The organism is Coleofasciculus sp. E2-BRE-01, from assembly GCF_040221695.1.
Taxonomy (GTDB): Bacteria; Cyanobacteriota; Cyanobacteriia; order Cyanobacteriales; family Coleofasciculaceae; genus Coleofasciculus.
On the sequence record NZ_JAVKEA010000208.1, the window covers coordinates 81,327 to 96,817 of the forward strand.

Annotated in this window: 14 protein-coding genes; 7 read left to right on the top strand and 7 right to left on the bottom strand. The window is 47.6% G+C overall.

Translation table 11 applies throughout. The annotated features are described in order from the left end of the window. The first annotated feature begins 34 nt into the window (after positions 1 to 34). The 3 genes from infC (RIG66_RS27675) (at position 35) to RIG66_RS27685 (ending at position 3,487) form a co-directional block, all read left to right on the top strand. A complete protein-coding gene (infC, locus tag RIG66_RS27675; protein WP_269546331.1) occupies positions 35 to 526 on the top strand; it encodes a translation initiation factor IF-3 in 492 nt (163 codons plus the stop codon). A 236-nt stretch (positions 527 to 762) separates the two neighbouring features. Next, positions 763 to 1,233, top strand: a complete 471-nt coding sequence (gene infC, locus RIG66_RS27680; RefSeq protein ID WP_446382437.1) for a translation initiation factor IF-3 — start codon at positions 763 to 765, stop codon at positions 1,231 to 1,233. A gap of 340 nt (positions 1,234 to 1,573) precedes the next feature. Further along, positions 1,574 to 3,487 (top strand): iron uptake porin, encoded by a 1,914-nt coding sequence (locus RIG66_RS27685; protein WP_446382363.1) that lies wholly within the window; start codon positions 1,574 to 1,576, stop codon positions 3,485 to 3,487. 115 nt (positions 3,488 to 3,602) lie between these two features. On the opposite strand, the gene aroF is transcribed toward RIG66_RS27685, so the two are convergent. The 5 genes from aroF to RIG66_RS27710 form a co-directional block, all read right to left on the bottom strand. Then, positions 3,603 to 4,661 carry a 3-deoxy-7-phosphoheptulonate synthase gene (aroF, locus tag RIG66_RS27690; protein ID WP_446382365.1) on the bottom strand — a complete coding sequence of 353 codons (1,059 nt, stop codon included), beginning with the start codon at positions 4,659 to 4,661 and terminating at the stop codon, positions 3,603 to 3,605. 153 nt (positions 4,662 to 4,814) lie between these two features. Then, complete coding sequence (locus tag RIG66_RS27695) at positions 4,815 to 5,291, bottom strand: photosystem II biosynthesis protein (protein WP_446343145.1); 477 nt, start codon at positions 5,289 to 5,291, stop codon at positions 4,815 to 4,817. 16 nt (positions 5,292 to 5,307) lie between these two features. Continuing rightward, positions 5,308 to 5,577, bottom strand: a complete 270-nt coding sequence (gene rpsO / locus RIG66_RS27700; RefSeq protein WP_446357230.1) for a 30S ribosomal protein S15 — start codon at positions 5,575 to 5,577, stop codon at positions 5,308 to 5,310. Between the two features lie 112 nt (positions 5,578 to 5,689). After that, positions 5,690 to 6,118 (bottom strand): Holliday junction resolvase RuvX, encoded by a 429-nt coding sequence (gene ruvX, locus RIG66_RS27705; RefSeq protein ID WP_446382367.1) that lies wholly within the window; start codon positions 6,116 to 6,118, stop codon positions 5,690 to 5,692. A gap of 66 nt (positions 6,119 to 6,184) precedes the next feature. After that, positions 6,185 to 7,429, bottom strand: coding sequence for an N-acetyltransferase family protein (locus tag RIG66_RS27710; protein WP_446382369.1), 1,245 nt, complete (start codon positions 7,427 to 7,429; stop codon positions 6,185 to 6,187). Positions 7,430 to 7,557: 128 nt separating this feature from the next. On the opposite strand from RIG66_RS27710, the gene RIG66_RS27715 reads away from it, so the two are divergent. From RIG66_RS27715 to cruG, 3 genes are all read left to right on the top strand, one after another. Further along, positions 7,558 to 7,800, top strand: coding sequence for a hypothetical protein (locus tag RIG66_RS27715; RefSeq protein ID WP_446382371.1), 243 nt, complete (start codon positions 7,558 to 7,560; stop codon positions 7,798 to 7,800). Between the two features lie 113 nt (positions 7,801 to 7,913). After that, a complete protein-coding gene (cruF, locus tag RIG66_RS27720; protein ID WP_446382373.1) occupies positions 7,914 to 8,840 on the top strand; it encodes a gamma-carotene 1'-hydroxylase CruF in 927 nt (308 codons plus the stop codon). Positions 8,841 to 9,063: 223 nt separating this feature from the next. Next, positions 9,064 to 10,236, top strand: coding sequence for a 2'-O-glycosyltransferase CruG (gene cruG, locus RIG66_RS27725; protein ID WP_446382375.1), 1,173 nt, complete (start codon positions 9,064 to 9,066; stop codon positions 10,234 to 10,236). Positions 10,237 to 10,449: 213 nt separating this feature from the next. Here the strand turns inward: cruG and rnhA are convergent, their stop codons facing one another. Next, positions 10,450 to 11,355: a ribonuclease HI gene (gene rnhA / locus RIG66_RS27730; protein WP_446382377.1), complete on the bottom strand. Its 906-nt coding sequence runs from the start codon at positions 11,353 to 11,355 to the stop codon at positions 10,450 to 10,452. Between the two features lie 342 nt (positions 11,356 to 11,697). Here rnhA and RIG66_RS27735 point away from each other — a divergent pair, with 342 nt between their 5' ends. Beyond that, positions 11,698 to 13,800, top strand: a complete 2,103-nt coding sequence (locus RIG66_RS27735) for a DNA polymerase III subunit gamma/tau (protein WP_446382379.1) — start codon at positions 11,698 to 11,700, stop codon at positions 13,798 to 13,800. 117 nt (positions 13,801 to 13,917) lie between these two features. Here the strand turns inward: RIG66_RS27735 and RIG66_RS27740 are convergent, their stop codons facing one another. Then, positions 13,918 to 15,279, bottom strand: coding sequence for a DUF3370 domain-containing protein (locus RIG66_RS27740; RefSeq protein WP_446382439.1), 1,362 nt, complete (start codon positions 15,277 to 15,279; stop codon positions 13,918 to 13,920). Positions 15,280 to 15,491: the final 212 nt, after the last annotated feature.

Sequence of the window (15,491 nt, forward strand, 5' to 3'; positions counted from 1 at the left end):
GCCAGTAAGAATGAAGTTCTAGGAGGAAGGTATTATAGCTAACAAAGACAAGCAACGAATCAACCGTCAAATCAAGTCTCCTCAGGTTCTCTTGATTGATCATGAGAATAACAATCGCGGTTTGACTGATACTCGTGAGGCTCTACAACTGGCGAAAGATGTAGGTCTGGACTTGGTGGTAGTCTCTGAGCGTAAAGATGCTCCCGTGGCAAAAATTTTGGACTACGGGAAACATCAGTACCAACAAAAGAAACGCCAACGCCAAAGCTCTAAACCAACGCTCAAGGAAGTTAAACTGCGTCCGAATGTGGGCGAGTCTGATTACAGCTTACGCATCAATCGAGCTGTTGAATGGTTAAGCAAAGGCGATTCCGTAAAGTTTCAGGTGCGTCTGCGGGGTCGGGAACATCAACATCGCGATCGCGCCACAGAACTGCTGGAGCGCGTGGTGTCTGATCTGGGTGAAGTTGGCAAAGTTCAGTCTTTTGATCGACGAGCATTGGTTGTTCAGATCGTTCCATCCTAGCCTAGCTTTAACCCAAGGTGGTTGGTGAGATGAGTGCTTAATAAGCGTGGCATTCATCCCAGATTAGTGTTACGGTGTAGAAAACGTTCCTACTATCTGCTAATGTCTAATCGCCCCCAACATATTTCAAACCTTAGCGGGATATGAGGTGATCAGCATTGGGTTAACCTGATAAAGGTGAGCTAGTAGGATGTTGAACTTAGGAGGAAAGTCTTATCGCTAAGAAACAGAAACAACTGATTAACCATAAAATCAAATCACCTCAGGTTTTGTTGATTGACCATGAAAACAACAATCGTGGCTTGACAGATACCCGTGAGGCATTACAAATCGCTAAAGATGCGAGTCTGGATCTAGTCATCGTCTCTCAACGTAAAGACGCTCCCGTGGCAAAAGTTTTAGACTATGGGAAACATCAATACCAGCAGAAAAAGCGCCAACGCCAGAGTTCCAAACCAACACTTAAGGAAGTCAAGTTACGTCCCAATGTGGGTGACTCCGATTACGGCTTACGCATCAAAAGAGCGCTTAATTGGTTGGATAAAGGTAATTTAGTCAAGTTTCAGGTGCGTCTGAGAGGACGAGAACATCAGCATCGCGATCGCGCCAGGGAACTACTAGAGCGTGTGATTGATGACCTCGGCGAAGCGGGGAAAGTCCAGTCTTTTGATAAGCGATCGCTGATTGTTCAGGTGGCTCCCGCCTAGATTAGCTTTTCAATCAGGGATCAATTAGATTGTCTATTGGCAGTTGCCTGGGATAAACCAGGCAGCTTTTTGTTATTTGAAAATTGTCTAGTAATATTTTATCTTTACTTTTATGCCACACATATCCGGATAAGTCTGAGGTGATCCCGTAGATTGCTTAGCCTCGAAAGCTCATAGCCTTGTCGTTCTATACAGTGCTAGTTCAACACAACGGCAAAATTAATCACCAAATGAAGCTGTGATCAACCTTTGCTCTTTTATAACTAGACATAGTAAGACTTTACAGGGTTTGGTTCAGGCAAACCAAGAAGGATCAGACATTTTGTGTGAGGAACTAATCGTGAATCAACATCACCTAAGATTTTGGGGGAGAATAGGTCTATTGTGCCTAATTGCTGGTGCTATTCCTTGGGATGCCAATCCTGCTATTGCCCAGACAACTGAGTTAGAATTTACGATTCCAGAGAAAGCCACTCATCCCATTAATACTCTCCACGTTGGACTTAGCGATCGCACGCCTTTATCCGCGACACCTCTGAATCAGACGGGGACAACGGATCAACCGACTCATCTACAAATAGCACAAGAGTTAGAGGATAATAACTCCCCAGTCACCTCTGTCTCAGATATGTTAGAACGCCTCGATTCAGAGTCATCCCCGATGGGACAAGTTACCTCAGTCTCCCAACTCTCCGATGTCTCTCCCGGAGACTGGGCGTATGAAGCCCTGAGAAGCTTAGTTGAACGTTATGGTTGCATTGCGGGTTATCCCGATGGCACCTTTCGGGGAAACCGCGCCATGACTCGCTACGAGTTCGCGGCTGGGTTAAATGCGTGTTTGCAACAAATTGAACGGTTAATCGTGGGAACGGAGGTAGATGATACAGAGTTAGTCACATTACGGCGACTGATTGAGGAATTTGAAGCCGAACTCGCTACCCTGGGCGGAAGAGTTGATAATTTAGAAGGACGAGTCGCCTTTTTAGAAGATAACCAGTTTTCCACAACCACCAAATTAAATGGTGAAGTCATTTTCTCACTCGTTGGGGCAACTAGCGATGATGAGGATGCCAATATTATTCTGGCTGACCGAGTGCGCTTGAACCTGAATACCAGTTTTACGGGTCAAGATTTACTGATTACGGGGTTACAAGCCTATAATTTTGGTGGCGATATAACCGGGGCGGGTAGCGTTCAAGGAGCGTTATTTCCCGGACGAGACGCTTTTTTAAGTGAAGGATCTACGAAACTCAGTTTTGAACCCCAGTTTCCCGAATTTAACCCCCAAGACTTGAGCGAGAGTGCGGGTTCTAATGACGTTGAACTCTACAAACTCCTATACATTTTCCCATCCGGAGTCAACAACTTAACCCTATTTGCGGGAACAGCAGCAGAAGCATCGGATGCGTTTCCAGCCATTATCCCCTTTTCCAGTGAAGGACAGGGGGCGATTTCTCGATTTGCCACATTGAACCCTGTTGTACGTGTATCTGGGGGAACCTCCCAAACAGGTTTAGCCTCGGCTGTCGGGTTTATTTGGGGTATTTCCGATACAATCGACCTGCGGGCGTTATACGGTAGCGTCAATGCGGCGATTCCGGAACAAGGGGCGACTAATATCTTGGGTTCAGGGTTCTTTGGGGGGAGTACTGTAGCATCGGCGCAGCTTACGGTTAAACCCAGTTCTCAGTTTGATATTGGTTTGAACTATGCTTATAGTTATCATGACCTGAATATTATGGGTCTAGGATTAACTCGATTTTCCTCCAATCCGCTGAATATTCCTAACCGCACAGTTGATGCTGATGGTAATCCCATCGTTGGCGGTATTTTGAATACGCCCGTTCACGTTAATTCCTTAGGTGCGACTGCAACTTGGCGTTTTTCTCCGAAAATTTCGCTGACGGGTTACGGTGCTTATTTCTTTGTTGATGCTGTCGCTGGTGCAGATGCATCGTCTGATTTCACGACTTGGATGGCGGGGTTACATTTCCAAGACTTATTTAAAGAAGGAAATACGGCAGGTCTAATTTTTGGACAACCTTTGCATCGGGTAGAAGCAGATGGCGAAGCCGATTTGACAGAACCCGGTGTTGACCGAGAAACGCCTTACCATCTAGAGGCGTTTTACAACTTTAAGGTTAGTGATAACGTGAGTATTACACCAGGAGCATTTGTTCTGTTTAATCCAGAAAGCGATGGGAATAACGATACCGCTTTAGTCGGTGTACTGCGAACTACATTTACTTTCTAGTAGTTGACCCAACCGTGGGTTTCAACCCATAGCTACAATGCAACTACGAACTCCCCAAAAGAACAAGGACACGGCAATGCCGTGTCCCTACGATATCACTGGTGTTCTAGAATAATTACGCGATCGCCATAGCGGGTTCGTGCCAACGCCCAACGGCTTTACCAATCACTGCCATTTCTTGGACTAAGCTATCAAAGCGATCCGGTGTCAGGGATTGGGGTCCATCAGATAACGCTTTAGCTGGATTAGGATGAACTTCAATCATCAACGAATCCGCCCCGGCTGCGATCGCGGCTTTTGCCATTGAGGGTACATACTCAAACCAACCCGTACCGTGACTGGGATCAATCATGATCGGCAAATGGGTGAGCGATCGCAATACGGGTAACACCGATAAATCCAGTGTATTCCGGGCATACTTCCGGTCAAACCCCCGGACACCCCGTTCACAGAGAATCACATTAGGATTCCCGCCAGCTAATACATACTCCGCCGCCATTAACCATTCATCAATGGTTGCCGACATTCCCCGCTTCAACAACACAGGTTTATCCTGTGCGCCTACTTTTTTCAACAGGGAGAAATTCTGCATATTGCGGGCACCGACTTGCAGCACATCGACTACCTCGGCAATTTTATCCACATCGGCTGTATCCATGACTTCGGTAATGATCCCCAAACCCGAAGCCTCCCGTGCGGCGGCGAGTAAGCCTAAAGCGCTTTCTCCATGTCCTTGGAATGAATAAGGCGACGTCCGAGGCTTATAAGCACCTCCCCGCAAAAACTTAGCGCCCGCCGCTTTTACCCGACGCGCCGTTTCAACAATCATCTCCTCGTTTTCTACCGAACAGGGACCAGCTACCAGCACCACGGGATGCTGCTCTCCAAAGTGAACAGCTCCATCGGGTGTTGATACTACAACTTCGCCAGCTTCCCCGTGACGATATTCGCGGCTTGCCCGTTTAAAGGGCTTCTCAACCCGCAGCACTTCTTCTATCCAGGGGCTAATTTCCTGAATTTGCCGGGGGTCTAAAGCCGCGGTTTCACCGACTAAACCGATAACAACTTTGTGTTTACCAACAATCGGTTCAGGCGTTAGACCCTGTTCGCTGAGTTCCTGATTAATGCGATTGATTTCGGCTTCTGGAGAGCCGACTTTCATGACTACAATCATAAGTTTTAAGGTTTAAGTTTTCAATGTGATTGGGAAAGGGATAAATTTTGACCCTTCGCTTGGTTAATTGGGCATGGTGTGTGAGTTCACTCTCCCTACTCCCTCTGCTCCCCCTGCTCCCCCTGCGTTCCTAGCAATAACGCGAAAAAAGAGCTAACTTTTTTTAGCCTCTCTCGCCTCACGCCATGCTGATGTGAGTCGTCCTAGGTTGGTTGTGAATTCCTGCCAACCCAGTAACGTTCCTGGACTGTCTTCCTCCCAGGATGCTGAAAGAACACCATAGGTTAATCCCAACACACCTAAGCCAAAAAATCCCATACTTACCAGAACCACCGCTACATTGGGTAACTCGATCTCTAGGTTGACCACTGCAAGATAGCTCACCACAAATGAAAGCATTCCCAAGGCTGTTGGAATACCACAGAGTAACGCCATACGGCGCACCATACGCTTACTCACCTGATCAGGAATAGTCATCGACTCAGGAGTAGAAGCCTTTGGTTGATCCGGTTTAGCTGGGGATTTCGCCTTAGCTTTATTCGCTACAGGTTTAGCCTGTGATTGCGACTTTTTTTTTCGCTTTTGGCTCGGCTCAAAAGGTAAAGGGTTGCGGGAGGGTTCGTCAGACATAAGCTTTAGTCGGTGTTTATCCGCGAATACCTAAGCGCTTAATCAAGGCTTGGTAATGTTCAGGATTGCCTTCACGCACATAACTTAGTAAGCGTTTGCGCTGACCAATCATCTTTAATAATCCCCGACGGGAGGCATGATCCTTTTTATTGGCTTGCAGATGTGTACTCAAGCGACTAATGCGATCGCTGAGCATGGCGATTTGCACATCTGCCGAACCCGTATCGGTGTCGTGAATCTGATAGCTATCAATAATTTCTTGTTTGCGTTCTTGGGTTAAAGTCATGGATAAATGTTCATTGGTATGATCCAGCAGTTTTTGATCATATCATTTTTCATGATTCATGGTATTCGCTCGTGGTATTCGCTCGTCGAGAAGCAAGCTAGATGGTTCATAATTAACGGTTTGAGCGACGAGTATCCAGCCACTGCTGGAGTATGATAGCTGCGGCTTTGCGGTCGATCAGAGCTTTATGGCGAGAGGGCGATCGCTTCTCAGCATGAAGTAACTGTTCGGCTTCAAAAGACGTTAACCGCTCATCCACATATTCTACGGGTAATTGTAGGGCAGCGCTCAAGCGACGGGCATATTTTTGCACCTGTCGTGCCTGGAATCCCAGCGTCCCGTTCATCGAATAGGGTAATCCAACCACCAGAACTTGAACGTCGCGTTGTTCGACGAGTTCTCGGAACTGGGATACATCCTGCTCAAAAGATGTTCGCTTGATTGTGGTTAAACCTGTAGCAATTAAGCCAGTACCATCGCATCCGGCGACACCAATTCGCTTACTGCCAACATCCAAGCCTAAGGCTGAGATTTTCTGCATCACATAAGTAGGTGGACACTATTAAAGTTAAACGTGGAGATCGTCATTCCACAACTCAAAACTCCCCTACTTAGTATCTGTCGAGTTGGCTGGCGGTGGAATATCCTTCTCTTTCGACTTCTGTTTCGATGAAGAATTGGCTCCATTTGTTTTAGAAACGGCGTTAGGTTGTTTGGAGAGGGATTCCCACCAGGACATACGGCTGGGGATGGGAGTACGGGCTGGCTGGAGTCCCTGAAGCACTTCTGATAACTGTAACCCTTCTAATTTCTTGGCTTCCCGGATTTTATGCCAGACTGAACGAGACATGAGCAGAGTATGCTCGATTCTCTGAGCCTCTAACTGTTCCAGGTAGTCTTCTCGTTCCGGTTGATAGTCGGCTGAAGCCAGATGCAAAGACTGGGCAGGATATTGTTGGGTAATCCGCGCCATTTGTGAGAATAACTCTGGATACAGGCAAGTGTAGGCAGGGTGAACCGTGAGCTGGGCTTCGTGTGCTTGACTCCCATCTCGGCAAAGGGTGAGTTGAAAATAACCAATAGCTGCTTTGCGCTGGGATTCAAACACATAAGCATTGATAACTTCAGTGCGATTGAACCACTGCTGTAGCGTCGAGACTAGCGATCGCATAAATCCTGTTTTAAAATCCTCGATATGACGGTCAAACACTTGACGCACTAACGGAGGCATGGACGCCGTATCTAGCTGATACAATAGTTGAGCATCAGCATTGCTCACCGGGAGCAAGTTGGGTAAATCGGGTTCGCGATCGCCTAGTTTAGCTAAGGTTTGATCAGAAATTGACCAATATGTCAATTGCGCTAGAGGTTGAAATCCATTACGCCGATACAGTGCCAGGGTATCTTTATTGTGGATATTGACTTCTAGTAACCAGGTGCGGGCTTCCCAGATAGTCTCGAAGCAATGGCGTAAGAGTGCCGAGCCGGTTTCAAGTTTGGCGGGTTTATTAATGGATTCACGAGACGGATCGGGAGCAACTAACACCTGTTCCACGCGCCAAGTACTGCGAGTCCGATTAAAGGGCGACACTTTAATTAATCCTCGCAGCCGCTGAAATTGTTCAGCTACATAGAAACAAAAATCATACTGGCAAGGATTCGGAAACCAATTCAAAACCATCAGCAGCCCATACCAGCGTCGAACTTGCTGTAGTTGGCGGATGAAAGTTAACGAGCAGCTATTACACTCCGTATCTGTGGCTTGAGTCGTAAGCTGCTCAATTCTCTCCAAATCGCCGTATTGAATGGGGCGAATGACAGTCTTCGCGTTTTCCGGAACAGGTGAAGTCATGTTGAGTAAAGATGCTAGGAAGCCAACAGCAGACAAGACCAAGTTTTTGCACTGTAGTATACAGTGACAAGATTCAAGTTACTGTCCTGCCAATATATTAACGATTTTCCCACTCTGTTCATCCCCAGTTGGGGAGAATAGGGGAGCTGGGGGAGCTGAGGGAGCTGGGGAAGCTGGGGGAGCTGGGGAAGCTGAGGGAGCTGGGGGAGCTGAGGGAGCTGAGGGAGCTGAGGGAGCTGGGGGAGCCTGTAAAGACAAAAATTAAAATTAGAGCTGATCAGAGCCGTATTGCCTCACCCCCTTACCCTATCTCCTTCATCATTCAGATGGCGGCACTAGGGACTTTTTTCGTAAACATTTGTAAACTATAAATCATTGCTGCTTGTATACTCGCAAACAACCATTGCCTTGCCGCATCTGAATCGGAATGCTGCGTCTTGCTACTAAGACAAGTCTGGGGTTTTCACCATTTTAGGAGTTTTTCATGAACCAACTGATCAAAATTGAGCGCTCTTTGTTGATAGGTCATATCGGGGCTATGGCATTTGGACTGGCAGGGCTACTGCTGGTGTTGCCTCACCCCGAATGGATTATGAGTTTACCGCCACAGGGACAAACCCTATTTCAATGGTCTATGGCTGGGGGTGGAGTCGTCTACATTATTTTAGGAGCAGCAGCCGTTGCAATTTATGCCTACCGAACTCTGGGACTGTGGCAATGGTTGACGTTCATGATTCCTGCTATTGTCATTTCCTTGACCAGTGAACTCCTGGGAACGAGTACAGGTTTCCCCTTTGGACACTATGGTTACTTAAGTGGCTTAGGCTATAAAATCGCAGGTCTTGTGCCGTTTACAATTCCCTTATCCTGGTTTTATTTAGGATTGGTGTCTTATCTATTGGCTCGTGCGGGGTTAGAGAGTAGAGTGGCGACGAATCAATCAGTTAGTTGGTGGCGTCACTTGGGTGCGATCGCGATCGGTGCTGTTTTACTCACGTCTTGGGACTTTGTACTTGATCCCGCCATGAGCCAAGCCTCTGTTCCTTTCTGGTTATGGGAGCAACCGGGTGCCTTTTTTGGGATGCCGTATCAAAATTTTGCGGGTTGGTTAGGAACAGGTGCCGTCTTTATGGCTGTCGCGGCTTTATTTTGGCAGAAAACGCCAATGGCATTGTCTAGACGCCAATTAGGATTGCCCTTAGCCGTTTACCTGAGCAACTTTGTCTTTGCGGCTGTAATGAGTATCGGTGCTCAAATATGGGTTCCGATTGGCTTAGGGATCGTGTTAGGCGTTGTTCCCGCCGTGGTATTGTGGCAGATGGCAACAGTGACACCGACACCTAACACCCTCGAACAAGGACAACGCGATCGCACTCCAGAGGCGAAAGTGCCTGTAGCGTCTATTAAGTAATTTGTCATTTGTCATTTGTCATTTGTCATTCGTCATTTGTCATTTGTCATTTGTCATTTGTCATTCGTCGAGAAGCAAGCTAAGTAAAGTCGGGGCGGGTGTAGGGTGCGTTAGCGCAGCGTAACGCACCATTTCAAACGATAGTAGTGAAACCCGCCCCTACACAATTTCCCCTGCTCCCGATAACTGATAACTGATCACTCCCCCTGCTCTCCTGCGTAGAATGGTAGTTGCCCTAATCCTATTACTGATCCAAATACCTGCTACTTTAATCCTGCTTTCGCGCCTGCTGAAAGGTCCAGGACGTCGTCCTCCCGTAGAAGCCAAGTCCCCTACCCCCGATCAGGTGGGGGCGGTTAGTATTGTGGTTCCGACTCTCAATGAACGAGAACGCCTCAATCCTTGTCTGATGGGATTAAGTCAGCAGAGTTACGAAGTACGCGAAATTATTGTGGTGGATAGTCACTCTACCGATGGCACACGGGAGTTAGTCAAAGATGCCCAAATCAAAGATCCGCGATTTCGGCTGATGAGTGATGATCCATTGCCACCGGATTGGGTGGGACGCCCTTGGGCGTTGCATCAGGGCTATTTGCACAGTTGTCCCGATAGTCAGTGGATTTTGGGCGTTGATGCGGATACCCAACCGCAACCTGGATTAGTGGCGGGGTTAATTGATATTGCTGACACTTTAGGGTTTGACCTGGTGTCTCTGTCACCGCGATTTATTCTCCACTATCCCGGAGAATGGTGGCTACAACCGGCGCTGTTGATGACGTTAGTCTATCGATTTGGTCCGACAGGTATCACCAGCAATCCCGCCGAACGGGTGATGGCAAATGGGCAGTGTTTTTTGTGTCGCCGACAGGTTTTAAGCCAACTCGATGGGTATAGCAGTGCCAAGGGTTCATTTTGTGATGATGTCACCCTAGCGCGGTATGCCGCCAAACAGGGATTTAAGGTGGGATTTTTGGATGGTGCTAATGTGCTGAAAGTCCGCATGTATGAAGGCGCTTGGGCGACTTGGCAGGAGTGGGGGCGATCGCTCGATTTAAAAGATGCTTCGAGTCCGGGTCAACTCTGGAGTGATGTGTGGCTACTGCTGAGTACCCAGGCATTGCCTCTACCTGTGTCTATCGCCGTTTTGGTGAGTTTGAGCCTGGGCATCTCTTCACCCGTCCTCATAGCTGTCCTAGGGTTAAATCTAGGGTTATTGGTGATGCGCTGGGCATTAGTTGGCGCGATCGCCCGTTCTTATGATTTCACTCCATCCTCATCCCCCGCCGCTTGGCTATTTTGGCTTTCACCTCTGGCTGATCCCTTAGCTGTGCTGCGGATTTTCTTGTCAGCTAGGCAAAGACCGAAACAGTGGCGGGGGCGGATTTATGGCAATTAGAGATGGGAAATGGGGGTGCAGAAGGGCAGAGGGGCAGAGAAGACAAGGCAGATGAGGATGCTTCGCTTTTGTTTCATGGGAGAAGGGGAACTGGATTCTCTTGCTCCCCTCTCCCCGGCGTGGGAGAGGGGCTGGGGGTGAGGGGTTGAGCTTAAGTTGACACGAAAGTCCCCAAACCCGCCCCTACACACTCAACACTTCCCCAATCCCTAATCACTCTTCATCACCAGACTTAACTTGGTCTACTCGTTCTAATTGCCAGAGAATCTGGTTGCCTTCACGCCGCACTCGCGAGACAATCCAGTTGCGCCAGGGCCAATGATCACCCCGACTGGTAACGGCACTGGCATTGATATCCATTAAATCAGCTAATTCAGAACTACTAATCAGATAGCCCTCACTGGCGATTTCATCAGCAATGCGTAGGGTCTCGATTAAGTTTCCCAGTTGGGCAACTCTAATTTCGCGGGGTAACTCGTCATTGGAATTGTTTGGTGAATCCGGTATTTCTATCATGGGTGTTTCTGATGTAGGAAGGCTCGATGGTACATCTTTGTAACCTACATCAAAAGTGGTCTTTTCATCTGATACCCCTGTTACGGGTGTCTCCTGGGGTAGGGTGGGAGAGGTGGAATTCCTTACTTCTACCAGTTGTGTTAGTCTGGGAGGTTTGCCCTTGGCAAAGGCAGTTGCAATTTGATCACAACGTTCGTTGCCTTGATTACCACTGTGTCCCCGTACATATTGCCAAGTGACCAAGGGAGAATTGACCGCATCCAGTTTTTCCCATAAATCTTGATTTAAAACGGCTTTTCCCTGAGAGGTTTTCCAGCCTTTCTTTTTCCAGCCCTTAATCCACTTGGTAATGCCGTTCTTGACGTATTCGCTATCGGTATAGAGGGTAATCGGCTGCGTTTGTCCAGATCTCTGAAGCAGGATCAGGGCTTCAATCGCGGCGAAGAGTTCCATACGGTTATTGGTGGTTTGTGCCGTAGCCCCCCCAATTTCATGTACAGAACCATCGGTAAAATAAACGATCGTACCCCAGCCACCGGGTCCGGGATTACCAGTACAGGCTCCATCGGTATAAACACTTTTGATTTGACGAGTTACAGGCATTGTTTCGCATTATGATTAGACTCCTAACTGGTTGTAGCAGAGTTTTTACCCATCGGCACAACAGGTGGTCAAGGGGGAGCAGGGGAAGCTGGGGGAGCAGGGGGAGCAGGGGAGGCAGAGGGAGAGAAAGTGATCGAGTCCGTGACTGTGTAGGGGCGGGTTTTACCCATAACGTTCCGGATCAAACCACTACCTGAACTAAACCCGCCCCGACTGATCCTTCGCTTCACTCAAGGATATGGTTTTGAGTTACGATCTCAAGTGACTATGATAGATAGTACAATTGTTCATCTCCCCCATCTCCCTCAACTCCCCCTTGTCTCCCTTACATCCTGAAGCCTCGTGAGTTACGAACCCCTCCATCACAAATATCGCCCTCAGACGTTTGCCGATTTGGTTGGTCAAGAAGCGATCGCGCAAACGCTCACGAATGCTATTCGTCAAGAGAAAGTTGCCCCAGCTTATTTGTTCTGTGGTCCTAGAGGTACGGGAAAAACCTCATCAGCGCGGATTTTAGCCAAATCCCTTAACTGTCTGACTACCGATAAGCCAACGCCTCAACCTTGTGGAACTTGTGATGTTTGTCGCACGATCGCTCAAGGAACCGCCCTGGATATCACCGAAATTGACGCGGCGAGTAATACGGGTGTTGATAATATTCGGGAAATCATCGAACGCGCTCAATTTGCCCCAGTTCAATGTCGCTACAAGGTGTATGTGGTGGATGAATGTCACATGCTCAGTAGTGCGGCGTTCAATGCATTACTCAAAACCCTAGAAGAACCCCCTAAACATGTTGTTTTTGTCTTAGCCACCACCGATCCCCAACGAGTTTTACCCACGATTATTTCTCGCTGTCAACGGTTTGATTTTCGTCGCATTCCCTTAGCGGCAATGGTCAAGCATCTTCAATACATTGCCACCAAAGAAACAATTAATATTACAACAGAAGCGATTACCTTAGTTGCACAAGTGGCGCAAGGGGGATTACGAGATGCCGAAAGTCTGCTGGATCAACTCAGCTTGTTAGCTGGAGAAATAACCGTTGAATGTATTTGGGATTTAGTCGGGGCAGTACCTGAACGAGACTTATTAGAACTGAGCCAAGCAATCACGGATAATCATGCTCAAGCCGTTCTCGACTGTTGTCGCAATTTAATGGATCGGGGACGAGAACCGTTAGTTGTATTGCAAAATTTAGCTGGATTTTATCGGGATTTACTGATTGCTAAAACCGCACCCAGTCGTCAAGATTTAGTGGCTGTCACGCCGCCAACCTGGAAACAGTTAGGTGAGTTGGCTCAATCGATGGATACGGCTGATATTTTACGCGGACAGCAACATCTAAAAAGCAGTGAAGTACAAGTTAAAAACACAACCCAACCGCGCCTCTGGTTAGAAGTGACTCTGTTAGGTTTATTACCTGACGCCCTGCGGGTTGAACCTGCGGCGACTCCGGCGCGATCGCAACAAGTTAATCAACCCCGAACAACCCAGCCGCCAGAACCTCAACATCGTACTCAACCTGCCTCCTTACCCTCTGCGGCTGCACCTCAAACGCCAACCACGACACCCATTTCCTCAACCCCTAAGACTCAATCACCACCCCCAGTAAAATCATCGCCCTCACCTCCTCCATCTGCCAATAATGGGACAGTTCCTGCCGTTCCCGTTTCTGAACAATCGGCGAATACAGAACAAATTTGGCAACAGATTATTGACAATGTGCGACCCTATAGTGCCAAAGAATTATTGCGTCAGCATTGTCATTTATCTAGTTTTGATGGAACAGTGGCGCAGATAGGGATCAGTACTAAACCTTTGTTAGATCTGGCACAAAAGAAACTGCCAAATATTCAAGCTGCCTTTGAATCTGTCTATCAGAAAGATATCAAAGTCATGTTTAAAATCCTAGGGACTACATCGGCTAAACCAACGGCGACGAATCGGGAGGTGGTTACGCCTTCACCGTCTAAGTTGCCGTCAAATGTAGAAGATGAAGAGGATCAGGACGATAGAAATGATAGAGGAACAGTGATTCCGCAACCGGAACGTCACATAGTCCAGCCGAATGGAACTCCGTCTAATCGTGCGGAGGAAAATATACCAGTTTCCCTACCCCAATCAGCGGTATCAGCACCTATAGATACCGGAGACTGGGATGAGGAAAAAATTAAAGATGCCGTAACCACGCTAGAGAAATTTTTTAATGGTAATCTTATTAATCTAGATGACGAATTGAATATACCGGAATTGGAGACGAGTTCATCCGCTGAGGAAACCAAGCCAACAATATCTTCGCTTCAATCTCAGTCCTTTAATGATACAGGTTCAGCACCAATTCAAAATCAGCAAACACCAGAGACAACAACAAATAATTCGGTGTCACGATTACAGCGATCGGATAGCTTGAAATACGATGATGATGGCGATATTGCCTTTTAAGTAAAATGGCACTAAAGTGCCTACTACGAACCAAACTTAAGTCAGCGACATTCATATTAAGTTCTGTAATTATTCCTCAAACTCTTACGAATGACAAATGACAAATGACGATCCCCCCTACTTAACACCCAACGTTTCTACTGTCAAGACTTGCGGTGGAGTTGAATCTGGTGGATACAAAAAATCGAATTGCACTAATTTTTGACTTGATGGTGGCATGTTCAGCGTCACTAAAGGTTCCCCTGCTTGTCCCCGACGTTGAACTAAATGCCAATATCCAGTTCGCGGTACTCCCGCATCATCGTTATAGCGTAGTCGCACCGTTCCTCGGAAAAAGACTTGGTTTGCTGGAGGTTCCAAAAACTGTAATCCGTCCTGAATTTGCTCTTGTTTTAGAGGCGTTTGTAGGGATAAAGTAACTGTTTTTGTCTCCTGAGTTGGATTCACCAAGGGTAGGGTTAAACTATATTGCACTCCATAGTTTCCATGGGCAAAATAGGCAGTATCAGGATAACGTACCAGCATCCTCGCACTCTGACTTTGATCAGTTCCTAAACGTCCACCAGGTAAGGTACTCAATCCGTAAGAAAAGGCTTCTCCTGGTTCAGGAATCGTCAAAACTTGGGAGGTGGGACTATCAGTTAACTGAGTTTGCCACTGTGATCCTTGAGCCACACCTGCAACCCGACCATAGATAATATTACCCGTTGTCGAGTCAGGTGGAGTAGGGGCGCGATCGCGGGGTTTAGCTAATTCCCCTGTATCCAATAGCTGTTGCCATTCTACCAGGGTGGGGGCGCGTTCATTTCCCGCCTCATCGGTGGGTGCATAACGGGCGAGACTCGCTAGATAGACCTGTCCATCACTGCGTAACCGCATTAACGTGGAACGCCCATTAATCGGTGGTTCCAAGGATTTCACGGGAATCGGTAAATTGAGTAACAGGCGGCTTTGTTGAGGCGGAATCACCACTTGCGGCGGAAACTCAGCTTGGCGATATCCTCTCAAAATATCACTCATTACCCGACTACCGGGACCCGCATATACTGTACCTTGGGGATTCTCAACTTGAGAGGGTAACTGGATAAACGGTGCATCAGGTTGACTTAAGTAACTAGCCGCTGGCAAAATATCAACCGTGACCGATTCTTCACCCGGATTATGCACAAGTAGTCCTAAATATAGCGTCCGTAAATCATCAGGTGTTGGCGCTTTAGCAACATGATGGGCAAAGATATCAAAACGTCCCTGAAAGGGAAAATTTAAGTGGGCGCTAGGAGTGGCTTTGTTGTTTCCAGGAAACGTCGAGAGTAAAATTCCCTCAGTTTGGACAAGTTCTGGACTATTGCTATTGAAAACAGGAACCTGATCCAATTGTCCCGGTAACGGACGCACCTCTTGCGGCTGTACAATCTCCACTGGGGGTGGGGGTGTAGGGGTAGCTTGGGCGAGGGGAAAAATAGGTAAAAATGCGAACATATAAGGGATAACGATTGTTCGGGAATAGGGAATGGGGAACAAAGAAAATAAGTATACTTCATTATTTTGATCACCGCCATATAGCCGACTGTAGCGCTTGGCGATCAATATAGATTCATCCTTCAGGACTGTGCAAAAGTCGCTAATAGAGGCATGTAGGGGCGACCCGCTGCATAAATGAACAATTCCAATCCGCTCAATTGAATCGGGTC